At 70.9% G+C, this 15767-nt stretch carries 12 protein-coding genes; 10 read left to right on the top strand and 2 right to left on the bottom strand.

The genetic code is table 11. From position 1 onward, the window contains the following. Window positions 1-55: 55 nt before the first annotated feature. From KGD87_RS02820 to KGD87_RS02810, 3 genes are all read left to right on the top strand, one after another. Complete coding sequence (locus tag KGD87_RS02820) at window positions 56-3169, top strand: tetratricopeptide repeat protein (protein WP_284666017.1); 3114 nt, start codon at window positions 56-58, stop codon at window positions 3167-3169. Continuing rightward, a complete protein-coding gene (locus KGD87_RS02815; RefSeq protein WP_284666016.1) occupies window positions 3166-4062 on the top strand; it encodes a sigma-70 family RNA polymerase sigma factor in 897 nt (298 codons plus the stop codon). Before KGD87_RS02820 ends, KGD87_RS02815 begins: the two co-directional genes overlap by 4 nt. Before the next feature lie 93 nt (window positions 4063-4155). After that, window positions 4156-4398, top strand: coding sequence for an amphi-Trp domain-containing protein (locus tag KGD87_RS02810; RefSeq protein WP_284666015.1), 243 nt, complete (start codon window positions 4156-4158; stop codon window positions 4396-4398). A 3-nt stretch (window positions 4399-4401) separates the two neighbouring features. Here the strand turns inward: KGD87_RS02810 and KGD87_RS02805 are convergent, their stop codons facing one another. Then, window positions 4402-5973: a methyl-accepting chemotaxis protein gene (locus KGD87_RS02805; RefSeq protein WP_502887998.1), complete on the bottom strand. Its 1572-nt coding sequence runs from the start codon at window positions 5971-5973 to the stop codon at window positions 4402-4404. A gap of 240 nt (window positions 5974-6213) precedes the next feature. Between KGD87_RS02805 and KGD87_RS02800 the strand changes: the two genes are divergently transcribed. Next, entirely contained in the window at window positions 6214-6585 is a 372-nt protein-coding gene (locus KGD87_RS02800; protein ID WP_284666013.1) for an NADH-quinone oxidoreductase subunit A, read from the top strand. Between the two features lie 6 nt (window positions 6586-6591). Continuing rightward, window positions 6592-7155: an NADH-quinone oxidoreductase subunit B gene (locus tag KGD87_RS02795; RefSeq protein ID WP_140790248.1), complete on the top strand. Its 564-nt coding sequence runs from the start codon at window positions 6592-6594 to the stop codon at window positions 7153-7155. Between the two features lie 88 nt (window positions 7156-7243). Here the strand turns inward: KGD87_RS02795 and KGD87_RS02790 are convergent, their stop codons facing one another. Continuing rightward, window positions 7244-9301 (bottom strand): sulfatase-like hydrolase/transferase, encoded by a 2058-nt coding sequence (locus KGD87_RS02790; protein WP_284666012.1) that lies wholly within the window; start codon window positions 9299-9301, stop codon window positions 7244-7246. Between the two features lie 115 nt (window positions 9302-9416). Between KGD87_RS02790 and KGD87_RS02785 the strand changes: the two genes are divergently transcribed. The 5 genes from KGD87_RS02785 to KGD87_RS02765 all read left to right on the top strand — a co-directional run bounded on the left by KGD87_RS02785 (window position 9417) and on the right by KGD87_RS02765 (window position 15752). Beyond that, window positions 9417-10481: an adenylate/guanylate cyclase domain-containing protein gene (locus KGD87_RS02785; protein WP_284666011.1), complete on the top strand. Its 1065-nt coding sequence runs from the start codon at window positions 9417-9419 to the stop codon at window positions 10479-10481. Window positions 10482-10660: 179 nt separating this feature from the next. Beyond that, entirely contained in the window at window positions 10661-11179 is a 519-nt protein-coding gene (locus KGD87_RS02780) for an NADH-quinone oxidoreductase subunit C (RefSeq protein WP_020478794.1), read from the top strand. 12 nt (window positions 11180-11191) lie between these two features. Continuing rightward, complete coding sequence (gene nuoD, locus KGD87_RS02775) at window positions 11192-12439, top strand: NADH dehydrogenase (quinone) subunit D (RefSeq protein WP_284666010.1); 1248 nt, start codon at window positions 11192-11194, stop codon at window positions 12437-12439. Continuing rightward, window positions 12436-14316: an NADH-quinone oxidoreductase subunit G gene (locus KGD87_RS02770; protein ID WP_284666009.1), complete on the top strand. Its 1881-nt coding sequence runs from the start codon at window positions 12436-12438 to the stop codon at window positions 14314-14316. Before nuoD ends, KGD87_RS02770 begins: the two co-directional genes overlap by 4 nt. Window positions 14317-14318: 2 nt before the next feature. Continuing rightward, the gene (locus tag KGD87_RS02765) at window positions 14319-15752 is read left to right on the top strand and encodes a complex I subunit 1/NuoH family protein (protein ID WP_284666008.1); all 1434 of its coding nucleotides are present in this window, start codon (window positions 14319-14321) and stop codon (window positions 15750-15752) included. Window positions 15753-15767: the final 15 nt, after the last annotated feature.

Raw genomic sequence — 15767 nt, 5'->3', positions numbered from 1 at the left:
CGTCACAGGCGGGCAAAAGTGAAAATTCCCGGAATTTGATAGTCTCCAGGCCTCCATGGGGTGCCCGAGCGAGACGACACTGAGCGACTTCCTCGAAGGGGCGCTCCCGGACGCGCACCGCACGCGCGTCCTGGCCCACGTGGAAGGCTGTGAGCGCTGCCAGGAGCACCTGGCCCTGGGCGCGAGTGCGTCGGAGGCCGTGCCCCCGCCCGTCGCTGGGCCCCTGGTGATTCCGGGCACCCGGCTCTCACGCTACGTGGTGCAGGAGCGCATTGGCCGGGGCGCCATGGGCGAGGTGTACGCGGCCCATGACCCGGAGCTGGACCGAAGGGTCGCGCTGAAGCTGCTGCGCCCCGAGGGCCGGCACCTGGAGGAGCTGCGGCTGCGGCTGCTGCGCGAGGCCCAGGCCCTGGCCCGGCTGGCCCATCCGCACGTCGTCACCGTCCATGACGTGGGCGTCTGCGGCGACTGCGTCTTCCTGGCGCTGGAGCTGGTGGAGGGCGCGTCGCTGGCGGAGTGGCTGGAGTCGCCGCGTCCCTGGCAGGACGTGGTGCGCGTGTTCGTGGACGCGGGCCGGGGACTGGCGGCCGCCCACGCCGCCGGGCTGGTCCACCGCGACTTCAAGCCGGGCAACGTGCTCGTTGGAAAGGAGGGTCGCGTGCGGGTGACGGACTTCGGTCTGGCCCGCCCGTCCCACCGGCGAGTCCTCGGCCACGCCGCGCCTGTGAGCCTGGAGCTGGCGACGGCGCCGGCCTCGTGGGTGGACTCGCCGCTGACCCATTCGGGCGCGCTGCTGGGCACCCCCGCGTACATGGCGCCTGAGCAGCTTCAGGGCCACGGCGTGGACGCGCGCTCGGACCAGTTCAGCTTCTGCGTGGCGCTGTACGAAGCGCTCCACGGCGTGCGCCCCTTCGAGGGCCGGACGCTGGAAGCACTGGGTCAGGCCGCGCGGGAAGGACGCATCCGCGCGCCGGAGCGCGAAGCGAAAATCCCGGCCCGTGTGCGGCGCGCGGTGCTGCGGGGCCTGCGAGCCCAGCCGGAGGAACGCTTCCCGACGATGGAGGCGCTGCTGGCCGAGCTGGCCCCTCGCACCGGGAGGCGCCTGGCCTGGGTGGGCGCCGCCGCCGTGGCCTGTGCGCTGGGACTCACCGTGGGCTACGTGGCGGCGCACCGGAGGCAGGCCGGCTGCGAGCGGGAGGCGGAGCGCCTCACCACCATCTGGGGGCCGGAGCGCCGCGAGCGAATCCACGCGGCCTTCCTGGCCACGGGAAAGCCCTTCGCCGCCGCCGCGTGGGAAGCCGTCGCCAGCACGCTGGACGGACACGCGGACACGTGGCGCGCGCTGCGCACCGACGCGTGCACGGCCTCGCGAGATGACGCCAACGCCTCATGGCAGACGGCCGCGTGCCTGGACACGCGACTGTGGCACCTGGCCGCCGTCGTCGACGTGCTGGAGAAGGCGGACGCGCGGACGGTGCAGAACGCGCCGCAGCTGGTGGCGTCACTGGAGGGCGTCTCCGGCTGCCGGGACGCTCCGGAGCTGGCGAACCGGCCCCAGCCTCCGGATGCCCTGCGGCCTCGCGTGGACGCGGCGCGACGCAAGCTGGCCGAGGCGCGGGCCCACATGGACGCGGGCAACCACCCCGGCGCGTTGAAGGAGACGACGGCCCTGCTCCAGGACATCCAGGGGCTGGACTACCGCCCGCTGGAGGCAGAGGTCCTCACGTTGCACGGCTATGCCCATGGGCTCGCGGGCAAGCCCAAGGAAGCCGAGGAGCACCTCTACAAGGCGCTCTGGGCCGCCGAGGCGGGCCGCGACGACGAGACAGTGGCCCGCGTCTGGAACCTCCTCCTGTGGGTGGTGGGCGACCAGATGGCGCGCATGGACGAGGCGAACCGGCTGGTGCACCACGCCCGCGCCGCGGTGGAGCGCCTGGGCCGCGAGCGCTTCCCGCACATCGCCACCGACCTGCACCTGCGCATGGGCGGCCTGCTCCTGGTGCAGGGCAAGCTGGACGAAGCGGACGCGGAGTTCACCCAGGGCCTGGAGCTGGCGCGGCGGACCGCGGGCCCCTCGCGGCCTCGCGTGACGTACTTCCTCACCGGCCTGGGACGCGTCCGCTCCCGGCAGCTCCGCGCGGAGGAAGCCCTGGGGCTCTACCGGGAGGCCCAGGCCTACGCGTTCCAGGAGCGCCAGTGGAGCCCCGAGCACCCGGTGCTCGCGCTCAACCTCAACAACATCGCCACCGAGCTGCTCTCCCTGGGCCGCACGCAGGAAGCGCTCGAGACGTTCCAACGCTCGCTGAGGCTGCTGGAGGCGGCGCGCTCCAAGGAGCACGCGAGCCTGGCCGCGCCACTCAACAACCTGGCGGGCCTGCTGCGCCGCGAGGGACGCCTGGAGGAAGCCCGGAGCCACTACGCGCGGGCCCTGGCCATCTTCGAGCGCAGCAAGGGGCCGGACCATCCCAGCACCGTCACCGCGCTCGGCGGACTCGGCATGGTGGCCTATGACTCCGACCGGCTCGACGAGGCGCTCGCCCACAACCAGCAGGCGCTGGAGCGCATCCAACGCAGCGTGGGACAGGACTCGCCGCGCCTGGAGATGTCGCTGCGCAACCTGGGCCTCATCCACCTGCGCGCGGGCCGGCCAGCGGTGGCGCGGCGCAACCTGACGCAGGCGTTGAGCATCCTCCAGAAGGAGAACGGCACCGACAGTGTGGTGGCGTGCGGCGTGGAGCGGGACCTGGCCCGGGTGGACCTGGAGACGGGCGCGTTCAAAGCGGCGCTCACCCGCTGCCAGCGCGCCCTGGCCCTGGACGAAGCCGCGCAGGGTGACGACAGCCCGGACGCCGCGCTCGACCTCGCCTGCCTCGGCGAGGCGCACCTGGGCCTGCGCGCGCCGGAGCGGGCCGTCCCGCTGCTCGAGCGCGCACGGCGCATCCATGCGCGCGTGTGGCTGGACCGGAAGGAGGCCGCGCGAGTGTCCTTCCTCCTCGCGAGGGCCCTGTGGGAGCGGCCCGACCCGGACGGGCGCGAGCAGGCCACGGCCCTCATCCACGAGGCGAAAGCGTGGCTGGAAGCCCAGGGGCTGCGCGCGCGGCGCGAGCACGATGAGCTCGTGGCCTGGCAGGCGCGTCACCTGCCCCGCGTGAGCAAGGTCAACCGATGAGCCAGGCGCCGGAAACGCTGACGTCGCTGCTGCTCGCGGGGGCTCCCGAGTCACTGCACGACGCGCTGCGCTCCGCGCCCGCGCCCGCGCTGGAGGCCCTGCTCACGGAGCTGCTCGATACAGGCCGTGCGGCGTGGCCCACCGTGCCCCTGGCGCCCGCGGCCCTGTTTCGCCACGTGGGCCGGCACCTGCGCACGGAAGGCACGTCCCTGGACGCGCTCCACCAGCTCCACGCCGCGGACGTCTACCTGGCGTGTGCCTGCGCCCAGGGAGAGCCCCAGGCGTTGCAGCTCTTCGAGAAGCACGTCCTCCAGAAGGTCGCCGCGCGGCTGTCACGGCACCTCACGGCGATGGTGGACGAGGTGCTCCAGGTGACGCGCCAGCGGCTCCTGCTGGGCGTCCACGGCGGCGCGCCGAAAATCGCGGAGTACTCGGGGCGTGGCTCGCTGGGCGGCTGGGTGCGAATCGTCGCCTCGCGCGTCGGCGGCGAGCTGCTGGAGCAGGCCGGCCGCCACGAGCAGACCTCCACGCCCCCGGAGGCCTTGGAGCAACTGCTGTCCCGGGACGACCCCGAGCGCGACGTGCTCCAGGCCCACTCCCGGCAGGCCCTGTCCGAATCCCTCCAGGCCGCGCTGGCGACGCTGTCCGAACGGGAGCGCGCGCTCTTGCGCCTGCACCATCTCCACGGCCTCACCATGGACCGCATCGCCACGCTGTACGCGGAGCCCCGCTCCAGTGTGGCGCGCCACGTGGCCCAGGCCCGTGAGCGGCTCCTGAAAGGGACTCACCGAGAGCTGGCCACCCGGCTGAAGCTGGACGGGCGCGAGGTGGAGAGCCTCCTGGGGCTGGTCCAGAGCCGCCTGGACCTCAGCCTCCACCGGCTGATGGGCTGACGCGCGCCTCGAACGCGGCGCGGATTCGGGCTGCGCGCTCAACGCGGGCGATGCCATCATTCAGGGAAACCCTGGACGAAAGAGCCCTCAACGATGGCGCAGAAGAAGGCGAAGGAGAAGCGAGCGGACCGAGACCTGGAGAAGACGTACCCGCGCAAGGACTTCGTCGCGAAACTGCGGCGGCTGGCGGACGCCATCGAGGCGGGCAAGGCCTTCAGCATCCAGGTCGCTGGCGAGCGCCTGCGCATCCCCGCCGACGCGCTCTTCAACATCGAGCACGAGCGCGAGGATGGCGTGGACGAGGTGGAGTTCCAACTGCGCTGGCAGCGGGAGTGAGCCTCAGCTCCGCGTCGTCTTGAAGCGGCTGGTGACGGCGGTGAGCCCCTCGGCCACCGCCTGCAGGTCCTGGGCGATGCGCGTGGTGCGGCCCGTCGCGTCCACGCCCTGCTTCACCAGCTCCGCGACGTTGCGGGCGCCCTGCACGGCCTGCTCGCTGGACTGGCGCTGCTGCCGGGTGGCGATGGTGATTTGCCGCGCCGCCTCGCTGGTGCCGCGCGCCAGCTCGACGATGCGCTGGAACACGGAGGAGGCCTGCTCGGCCACCTCCACGCCCCGGTCGCTGGTGGCCATGCCCACGCGGGCCTTGGCCGCCGCCTCCTCGCCGGAGTCCTGCACCTTCTCCACGATGCGGGCGATGTCACGCGCGGAGGCGGACACGTTCTCCGCCAGCTTGCGCATCTCCGCGGCCACCAGCGAGAAGCCCCGCCCCACCTCGCCCGCCTTGGTGCCCTCCAGCGCCGCGTTCAGCGCCAGCAGGTCGGAGCGCTCCGCCACCTGGTTGATGACCTGGGCAATCTTCGACACCTGCTGCAGGTCCTGGTTGAGGCCGACAATCGCGTCCGCCACGCCCTTGGACTCGGTGCGGATGTCGTTGATGCCCGCCACCACCTGCGCCACCACCGCCATGGCCTCCGCCACGGCCTCGTGGGTGCGCCGCGCGCTCGACTCCACCACCTCCGTGGAGCTGGAGATCTGCTCGGCAGTGCGGCTCAGCTCCTCGAACGTGGCGGCGATCTGCTGCGCGTAGGCCGCCTGCTGGCTGATGACGTGCTCCTGGTCCGCGGACGCCCCCAGCAGGCCGCGCGACGCGCCGGAGAGCTGCTCCGTGCGCGACACCATCTCCATCACCGAGCTGCGCAGCGTGCCCAGCATCTTGTTGAAGGACTGCGCCATGAGGCGCACCTCGCCCGTGGCCGGCACGTCCAGCTCCCCGCGCGACATGTCGCCCCGGGCCACGTCCCGCACCACCTCCGTCACCCGCGCCACCGGTTCGGCGATGGCGCGGCTGATGAACAGCGACAAGGCCAGCCCCAGCACCAGCGCGCCCGCCAGTCCGGCGAGCACCGCGCCCCGCAAGTCATCCACCGAGCTGAGCGCCTCCTGGACGCCGAAGCTCGCCACGTAGAGGCGCTCACCACTGGCGCAGCGGACCGATACCTCTTCGCGTCGGGTGGACGTGATGCAGCCCTCCAGCCCCTCCACGCCGAGCGAGCGGACCGCCGCGGGAATGGAGCCGCGCTCATGGAGCACGGCGCCGTCCGCCAACACCAGCCCCTGGTAGCGCAGGGTGAAGCCGCTGCGCTCGTTCAGCGCCTCGGGGGCCTCCAGCATCGACAACACGTCCCGCACCCGGGCCATGGACTCCGGCGTGCCGTCCGCGGCCAGGAGCGCGGGGTGCTGTGACATCAGCCGCGCCACCACCCGCACCCGCTTCTGGAGCAACTCCAGGGTGACTTCCCGCTGGTGCATGGGGAAGTACACGACGCAGAAGCTCACCACCGCCAGGCAGGGCACGAGCACCGCGATGGCCACCTGCGTCCGCAAGCCGAGCCGGCCCCACATGCTTGCCATCTCCCCGGTGAGAAAGTTCCACGCCGGATGGAGGCCGGCGGTTCTCGGACGGTAGGCGTCCCTTCGCGGAGCGTCAAACCGGCCGATTGGACGGGGCCCATGCGGGCGGCTGATCCTCGCCGGGCGCGCCCTGGGGCGTCATGAACACCGCTTTTCGCCGTTATCTCAAGGGGTTGGCGCGCCGCCCCCTGGACTTTCCCTTTGACATGGCGAGCGCGGTGTCATTAGGTTCCGCGCGCGATGACTCCGACTCCCCTCACGCCATACCTGCCGCTGGCCGTCGTCCTGCTGCTGGCGGGTGGCATGGCGATGCTCATTCCCCAGATCACCACGCGGCTGGGTCCTCGCCGCCCGAGCGCCATCAAGGCGACCAGTTTCGAGGCTGGCTCCGAGTCGAGCGGCCCGGCGCGGCAGCGGTTCGCGGTGAAGTTCTACGTCGTGGCCCTGCTGTTCATCGTGTTCGACGTGGAAGCGGTGTTCCTGTACCCCTGGGCGGTGAACTTCCAGGCGCTCGGCTGGTTCGGGTACGTGGAGATGCTCGTTTTCGCGGCGACGCTGCTGGTCGGCCTTATCTACATCTGGAAGAAGGGCGCCCTGGACTGGGAGAGCTGAGACATCATGGCTGACGCAGACCTCGCAAACATCGTTACCACGCGCCGTGACGACTCCATGGGCTGGCTCCAGTCCATCGTCTCCAAGGGCCTGGGCTGGGCGCGCAAGTACTCGCTCTTCACCTATCCGTACGCCACGGCCTGCTGCGGCATGGAGTACATGTCCGTGGCCGCCAGCCGGCACGACATCTCCCGCTTCGGCGCGGAGTTCCCCCGCTTCTCGCCGCGCCAGGCGGACCTGCTGATGGTGGTGGGCACCATCAACCTGAAGCAGGCCCCCATCCTCAAGCGCGTCTACGAGCAGATGGCCGAGCCCAAGTGGGTCGTGGCCTTCGGCGTGTGCGCGTCCTCGGGCGGCTTCTACGACAACTACGCGGTGCTGCAGGGCATCGACCGCATCATCCCGGTGGACGTGTACATCCCCGGCTGCCCGCCGCGCCCGGAGCAGGTGCTCGACGGCCTGATGCTGCTGCAGGACAAGATTGGCAACCAGGTCCACCGCATCGCGGACCGCGAGGAGGCCAACCCCACGGCCGCGCGGCACAACCTGCTGCTGTCCATGAACAAGTAACGCGCCCCACGCGCGGTACCGCCAGGGCCCCGCCCGCTTCCCTCCTCAGTCAGTGGAAGCGCCGGGGCCCTGGTATTTCTGGCCGACGTCACCCGCCACGCGGTTGTGGATGCGCGGCCCCAGGGCGTTGGCCGGCCACCTTTCGCCAGCCTCCCGCCGCCGTCCGGCCCTGTACGCCGTCGAACCACGCCTCCAGCGCGTGGGCGTCCGGCCCTTCACAGTCGCCCTGGCAGGCGCGCAGCACCGTGCCGTTGGCCTGGGGCCGGTCCACCCACCAGCGCTGGCCGTCGAAGGCGCCCACGTCCTTCTCCTGGAGGATGCGGACGTGGGCCGCGGGCCCCATCTCCACCACGCCATCCGGACGGATGCGGTACGCGTCGAAGGAGCGAGGCGCCCCCGGCCAGTGCCCCGGGTCGAACACCTCCGGCAGCACGTGGGTGAAGCCCGTCTCCGCGTACAGCGCCAGCGGCGCCAGGTCCTCGCCGCGCAGCAGCGGCGCCAGTGACACGCCGTCCACGTCCGACAGGCGCGGCAGCCCGGACAGCTCCAGCAGCGTGGGCCCCACGTCCACCAGCCGCACCAGCGAGTCCACCAGGGCCGGCGCCGCGCCTCGTCCCTTGGGCGGCTTCACCGCCAGGAGGATGCGGTTCTCCTCCTCCGACAGCCGAGCGCCATGCACCGGCGTGGCGCCCGCGAGGTCGTCGCGGTCCGCGTGGAAGCTCTCGCCATGGTCCGACATCAGGAGGATGAGCGCGTCGTCGTAGCGCCCCGAGCGGCGCAGCGCGTCCAGCAGCGTCCCCACCTGCGCGTCCGCCTGGGCAATCAGCTCGTCGTAGAGCGCCTCCGCGCCCGCGCGGTTCCAGCCGCCCTTCGCGCCCGGGGACACCGGCGCGAAGTGCATGCGCAGCCGGCGCTCCAGCGGCTCCGAGGCCGGCACGAAGCGGCGGTAGAAGGGATGCACCGGGTCGCCCGGGAAGTGCGCCGCCGTCGCGTGGAAGGCGAACAGCGTGGGGCCCTGGCTCGACTCGTCCACCAGCCGCGCGGCCAGCCGCTCCGCGTAGCCCATGGGGTCATGGATGCCCGCCAGCGCGCGGTTGTCGATGAACTCGGGCAGCCAAGCGGCGCCGGGCGCGTGGTCGGCGAACATGCCCAGCGCGCGGTAGCGCAGCTTCTCCAGGAGGAAGTTCACCGCCCCGCGCGGCGGCTGCAGGCGCGTCTCGAAGCCGGACGCGGGCCCCTCCGCGTGGAAGCGCGAGCAGTCGGTGGCGAACACCGTGCGCCACCCCGCCTGGGCGAAGGACTCCGCGAAGGTGCGCTGGAGCTGCATCCGCGAGTCGGACGTCAGCGAGTAGCGCACGCCCGTCTCGTGCGGCCACCGCGCGGTGAGCAGCGAACGCCACGCGGGCTCCGTCTGGGCGATGGGCGTGTACGCGCGGGTGAAGAGCGTGCCGTCCTCCAGCAGGCGCTCCACATGGGGCGCCACCTCGCCCGACCCGCCCTGAGACTTCAATCGGTCCGGCCGGAACGCGTCGATGCCGATGACGACCACCAGCGGATGCCCAGGCGCGCCGCGTCCAGCCAGCCCCTTCCCCACCACCAGCAGCCCCGCCACGCCCGCCAGCGCCGCGCCGCCCCACAGCGCGCGCCGCCATTGCCCAGAGCGCCTCACCCACACCGCGGCGTGCGCCACCAGCCAGGCCGCCAACACCGCGCGCGGATGCCAGGGCTCGCCATGTTCCACCAGCCAGGCCAGCAGCGGCCGGAGCGCGGGCAGGTCATCAAAGAGGGCCGGACGCGCGATGGCCCGGTCCCACGCCAGCAGCGCGAACAGCAGCAGCCCCTGCCCCAGCGTCGCCCACGCCCCGCCTCGGCCCCAGGCACGCGCCAGCAGCGTCCCCGCGGCGGTCAGCACCATGCCGGCCACGGCGTAGACGGCCGCCACGCGCAACAGCAGGCCTGGGATGACGGGCCGCACGGCCGCCATCAACGCGGCGTAGGGGCCATCCACCGGGATGTCCATGCCCACGACACCCGAGCGCAGCAGCAACCACGACTCGGCGACGAACAGCAACACACCCAGCGCGGCCCCCACGAGGAGGCGCGGCCACCAGGAATGGAGAATGCCGGAAGGGGGGGATTCGGGCATGACCTCCTCTTCTATACCCGATTGAAACAGGCGTGTGCCGGCCGGACGACCGCCCCCGCCAAGGTGCGCTCCGCGCGAGGTCATTGCAGAATGGAGGGCCTTGACTCCGCCTCGAATGGCAGCCAGCGAGGGCCCTGCGTCACCGCACGGTGCCCATCCCGACGACAGCCAGGACCTGGTGAGCCAGGCGCTGGATGCCGAGCGCCATCACAACGCACGGCAGATGGCGCGGCTGCGACTGGTGGCAGTCCCCCTGCTGCTGGGCGTCGCGCTGTACCAAGGTGTCGCGCGGGGCATGGCGGACTGGGCGGTCTACGTCGCGCCCCTGGGCATCTACTGGCTGTGCACCGTGGCTGGACGGGTGGCGGTGTCACGCTGGCCGCGAAGCGCCTCGTGGGCCGGGCTGACGCTGGCCTTCGTGGACGCGCCCGTCATCTATTGGATGCAGCACCTGGCGATTCCAGTATCCCCCTCTCCAGGCGGCGTGGCCGGCTTCACGCTGGGCATCTACACCGTGCTGGTGCTGCTGGCGGCCCTGTCGCTGCGCCGCTCCGTCACCGTGGTGGCCATGACGGTCGCCGCCGTCGGCGTGGTCCGGCTCCAGGACGAGGCGGCCATCGGCGTGGGCGCCCAGGTGGCCGCGGTCGTCCTCCTGGGCATCATGGCGGCCGGCGCCCACCACCTGCTGGGCCGCATCCGCGCCCTCACCGCCGCCGTCTCCCGGGAGGAGTTGAAGCGCGCCCGCCCGGGCCGCTACTTCTCGCCCTCAGTAGCAGAGCGACTGCAGCGGCAGAACTCGCTGGCCCCGGAGCTCCGGGAAGTCACGGTGCTGTTCGCTGACCTCCGGGACTTCACCGCGCTGAGCGAGCGCATGCCGCCCGGACAGGTGGTGGAGGTCCTCAACGCGTACTACGGCCGCATGGTGGAGGTGGTGTTCCGCCATGGAGGAACGCTCGACAAGTTCATCGGGGACGCGCTCATGGTGTACTTCGGCGCGCCGCTGGACGACGCGGAGCACTCCCTCCGCGCGGTGCGCTGCGCGCTGGACATGGTGGTGGAGCTGGAGGGCGTCAACGCCGCCCGGACCGCCCGAGGCGACCCCGTCCTGCGCATGGGGGTGGGCGTCCGCACCGGCCCCGTCATTGTGGGACAAGCCCCGGCCGGGCTCGCGACCGGTTGATCCACCCCCTGTCCGGACCGCCGCCCACCCACCCGCCCGGTTTCGCGCAACGCCCGCTTCTGGGCCTCCTAAGTGGGCTACATGGTTGAGGGTTTACGTTGACGCACCCGCCGAGGGCTCCTTATAAAGCCGCGGATTCTTCTCCCTTAGTCATTGGGGCCCCCTTGAGCACTTTCGCGTTGGACAGGGTCTCCGCCCAGCTCCCAGAGGCGGTGGCGGATCGCTACGTGGACCGGACCGGAGGCGCCTGGGCCGTCATCCATGCAGACTCGCTCCCGAAGGTCGCCGCGTTCCTGAAGAACGACCCGGAGCTGGAGTTCAAGCTGTTCGGCTCCATCGACGCCGTGGATCGGCTGCACCTGGCGGAGAACGACCCGCGCTTCGAGGTCGTCTACTTCCTCTACTCCCTCAAGCGGCACGAGCACGTGCGGCTCAAGGTGCGGGTGAGCGAAGCCAACCCGGTGGTCCCCACCCTGGTGCCGCTCTTCCGCGGCGCCAACTGGTGGGAGCGGCTGACCTTCGACTTCTACGGCATCCGCTTCGACGGGCACCCGGACCTGCGCCGCATCCTCCTCTACGACGAGTTCGAGGGGCATCCGCTGCGCAAGGACTACGCGCTGAGAGACCGGCAGCCGCTCATCCCCGAGCGCCCCATCAAGGACATCTTCCGCGGCCCCGGCACCAGCGGGCTCTCCTGAGCGAGGACATCCATGGCTGACACCCTCAAGCCCGAAGCGCCGAACCCCGACACCGACGCGTACGCCCACGAGTCGGAGCTGGAAGCCCATCTGCAGACCAAGCGGATGGTCATCAACATGGGCCCCTCCCACCCGGCCACGCACGGCACCGTGCGGCTGAAGGTGGAGCTCGAGGGCGAGACGATCGTCAAGATCGACCCTGAGATCGGCTTCCTGCACCGCGGCTTCCAGAAGAGCTGCGAGAACGTCACGTGGACGCAGTGCCTGCCCTACACGGACCGGCTCAACTACCTGTCCGCGATGATGAACAACTTCGGGTTCCTCAACGCCGTGGAGAAGCTCATCGGCCTGGAGATTCCCGAGCGCGCCCAGTACATCCGCGTCATCGGCTCCGAGCTGCACCGGCTGACGGACCACCTGACGTGCGTGGGCGCCACCGGCCTGGAGATGGGCGGCTTCGCGCCGTTCCTCCTCGCCATGGAGTTCCGCGAGCTGCTCCATGACCGCACCGCCGAGCTGACGGGCGCGCGCCTCACCACCAGCTTCGGCCGCGTGGGCGGCAGCAACCGTGACCTGCCCGAGGGCTGGATTGCCCGCGTCCACAAGTCGCTGGACCAGGGCCAGGCGCTGCTCGACGAGATGGAAGGCCTGCTGACGAACAACCGCATCTTCGTGGACCGCACGAAGGGCACGGGGGTCATCAGCGCCGAGGACGCCATCGAGTTCGGCTACACCGGCCCCGCCCTGCGCGCGTGCGGCGTGGACTACGACATCCGCAAGACGAAGCCGTACTGGGTCTACGACCGGCTCGACTTCGACATCCCGCTGGGCGAGCACGGCGACAACTACGACCGCTACCTCGTCCGGCTCGAGGAGATGCGCCAGTCCATCCGCATCCTGCGCCAGGCAATGGACACCATCCCCGCGGGCCCCATCATCGTAGATGACTGGCGCATCGCGCTGCCGCCCAAGCCCGAGGTCTACGGCACCATCGAAGGCGTGATGTCGCACTTCAAGCTGGTGATGGAGGGCATCCAAGTGCCCCCCGGTGAAGTCTACGACGCCACCGAGGCCTCCAACGGCGAGCTGGGCTGGTACCTGGTGAGCGACGGCCGCGGCCGTCCGTACAAGGTCCACGTGCGCGCGCCGGGCTTCCCCGTGCTCGCGGCCGTCCCCCACATCATCGAAGGCAAGATGCTGGCGGACCTCATCCCCACGTTTGACACCATCAACATGATCGGCGGCGAGGTCGAGCAGTGAGCGACAACGACACGAAGAAGCCCACCGGTGATGCGCAGCCGCCTCCGAAGGGGGCGCCCACGGACACGCCCGCGGCCAAGATTGGCCCGGAGCCGTCCAACCCGCCCGCCGGCGCGAAGCTGGACACCCCGCCCGCCGCCGCCAGCGGCCCCACGGGGACGCCGCCGCCCAAGCCGCCTTCCGGCCCGCCGCCCAAGCCGGCGCCGAAGAACCCGGGGTTCATCACCGCCACCATCGACGGCAGGGAAGTCGTGGTGAAGCCGGGGACGAACATGATCGAGGCGGCCAAGGCGGTCGGCTCGGACATCCCCTACTACTGCTACCACCCGCGCCTCTCCATCGCGGCCAACTGCCGCATCTGCCTCATTGAAGCGTCCAACGCGCCCAAGATGGTGCCCGCGTGCCAGACGCCCATGGCCGAAGGCCAGGTCGTCAAGACGACCACGCCGAAGGTGAAGGAGCAGCAGCGCGCGGTGATGGAGTTCCTGCTGCTCAACCACCCTGTCGACTGCTCCATCTGCGACCAGGCCGGTGAGTGCAAGCTGCAGGACTACTACATGAAGTACGACTACCGGCCCTCGCGCCTGGAGGGCACCAAGGCCCTCAAGAACAAGCGCAAGGTGCTGGGGCCCCGCGTCGTGCTGGACCAGGAGCGCTGCATCATGTGCACCCGCTGCGTGCGCGTGATGAACGAGGTGGCCCAGGAGCCGCAGCTGGGCGTGTTCGGCCGCGGCAGCCACGAGCGCATCGACGTGTTCCCGGGCAGCGAGCTGGACAGCAACTACTCGCTCAACACCGTGGACGTGTGCCCGGTGGGCGCGCTGCTCAGCCGCGACTTCCGCTTCAAGGCGCGCGCGTGGTTCCTGTCCGCCACCCCGTCGGTGTGCACCGGCTGCTCGCGCGGCTGCACCACCTACGTGGACTGGATGTCGCAGGACTCGTACCGCTACCGCCCGCGGGAGAACGAGGCCATCAACAAGAGCTGGATGTGCGACGAAGGCCGGCTCACCTACAAGTACCTGAACCTGGGCCGCGTGCTGCAGGCGCAGGTGGGCCGCCGCGCCAGCCGCGCCGGTGAGGCGGTACCCGTCACCACGCGCAAGGAAGCGGTCCAGGCCGCGGCCAAGGCGCTGCGCTCGGTGCAGGGCGGCAGGCAGTTGGCGGTGCTGGCCTCGCCCCTGGCCTCCAACGAGGACCTGCTGGCCGGGCTGAGCTTCGCCAAGGGCACGCTGGGTGTGTCCACCGTGTACGTGGGCGGCCGTGCCTCGGGCCCCGCCGACCACTTCCTGATGACGGCGGACAAGAACCCCAACCGCAAGGGCCTGGAGCTCATCGCGAAGGGGCTGGGCCTCAAGCTGGAGACCTTCGACGCGCTCACCACCGCGCTGAAGGCGGGCACGGTGAAGGCGCTCTACGCCATCGGCACCGAGGTGCCGGGCAACGTGGACGCCTTCGCGGAGGCCGCCGGTCAGCTGGACGTGTTCGTGGCGCAGGCCTTCACCGAGTCCGCCATCACCGCGCAGGCCACGGTGCTGCTGCCGGCCTCCGTCCCCGTGGAGGACGAGGGCTCGTTCGTCCAGCAGGACGGCATCATCCAGCGCTTCCGCAAGGCGTACCCGCCCAAGGGCGACGTCGTCCCGGGCTGGGAGTGGGTCCGGGAGCTGACGCGTGAGCTGGGTGGCGAGTCCACCTGGAAGCGCGCGGTCGACGTGTGGCGCGAGCTGGCGGGCCAGGTGGCCGAGTTCGCGGAGTTCAACTGGGAGAAGGCGTCTCCGGCGGACCGGGAGAAGCCGGGCATCAATCCGCTGCCGGCAGGTGCCGACGGTCGCCCCGCGGGGTACCGTGAGTTCGGCACGCCTCGGGTGAGGGGTATCTAGTCATGAGCCGCGTACTGACGATTCTCGTCGCCATGTTCACCATCGTCTTCCTGATGGCGGGTGGCATGGCGTCGGCCTACCTGGTGGGTGGCCTGGTGGAGGAGCACTGGTTCACGGGCGCGAGCCGGCTGACCAACGTGCTGTTCCTCGTCCTCATCTTCGTGATGGTCATCGCCACGCTGCTGACCATGGCGGAGCGCAAGTGGAGCGCGTTCATCCAGGACCGCATGGGTCCCAACCGCGCCCGCATCGCCCTGCCCGGCCTGAAGAACCGCTCGCTGGGCGGCCTCCCGCACATCCTCACGGACGTGCTGAAGATGCTGACCAAGGAAGACCTGATTCCGGCCACCGCCAACCGGTTCATGTTCAACCTGGGCCCCATCCTGGCCTTCGCGCCCACCTTCGCCCTGTTCGCCGTGGTGCCCGCCGGTCCGTCGGTGCAGGTGTTCGGCCGCAACGTGGACATGGTGGTGGCCACGCCGGACTTCGGCGTCCTCTACGTGCTCGCCATCGCCTCGCTGGCCGTCTACGGCACCGCGCTGGCCGGCTGGGCCTCCAACAACAAGTTCGCGCTGCTGGGCGGCGTGCGCGCCACCTCGCAGATGATTTCCTACGAAGTCGCCCTCGGCCTGTCCCTGGTCGGCCTCTTCCTCACGTTCTCCTCGGTCCAGTTCCCCGCCATCATCGGTGACATCGGCAGCGCGCTCACCGGCGGCACGGGCCAGGCCCAGTACCTGTGGCGCACCGACGGCGCCTTCGACCTGGGGTTGCCCGCGTGGGGCATCTTCATCCAGCCGCTGGGCTTCCTGCTCTTCTTCGCCGCGTCCTTCGCGGAGACCAAGCGCGCCCCGTTCGACCTGCCGGAAGGCGAGTCCGAAATCATCGGCTACTTCGTCGAGTACTCCGGCATGAAGTTCGGCCTCTTCATGATCTCCGAGTTCGTGGAGGTCGTGGTGCTGGCCGGCGTGACGACGGCGCTCTTCTTCGGCGGCTACCACCTGCCCTTCGGCAACGAGTGGCTGGCCAACCTGCCCGTCATGCAGGAGCACGGCTGGCTGCTGGGGACCATCCTGGGCACGGTGTTCTGGCTCAAGGTGCTGTTCCTCATCTGGGTGCAGCTGCTCATCCGCTGGACGTTCCCCCGCTTCCGCTACGACCAGATTCAGTCCCTGGGCTGGAAGATCCTCCTCCCCATCGGCCTGGCGAACGTGTTCGTGACCGGCGCGCTGGTCCTCTGGGATCCGTCCCTGCGGGCGCTGGCCATCCTCGGCCTGGCGGAGATTGGCCTCCTGGTGGTGTTGACCACGACGACGAAGGTCCCCGAGGGCGGCGATGCACACGGCGGCGCCCATGGCCACGACCACGGACACGGCGGGCATGGTGCCCATGACGTGCCGGCGCACGCCCACGGCGCGGCCCCGGCGTCCACCCACTAGGCCGCACCTTTCGGC

It is taken from the genome of Myxococcus sp. SDU36, assembly GCF_030168875.1.
GTDB lineage: Bacteria > Myxococcota > Myxococcia > Myxococcales > Myxococcaceae > Myxococcus > Myxococcus vastator.
The sequence above is the reverse complement of the archived record's forward strand: the minus strand, read 5'-3'. Positions and strand labels throughout refer to the sequence as shown.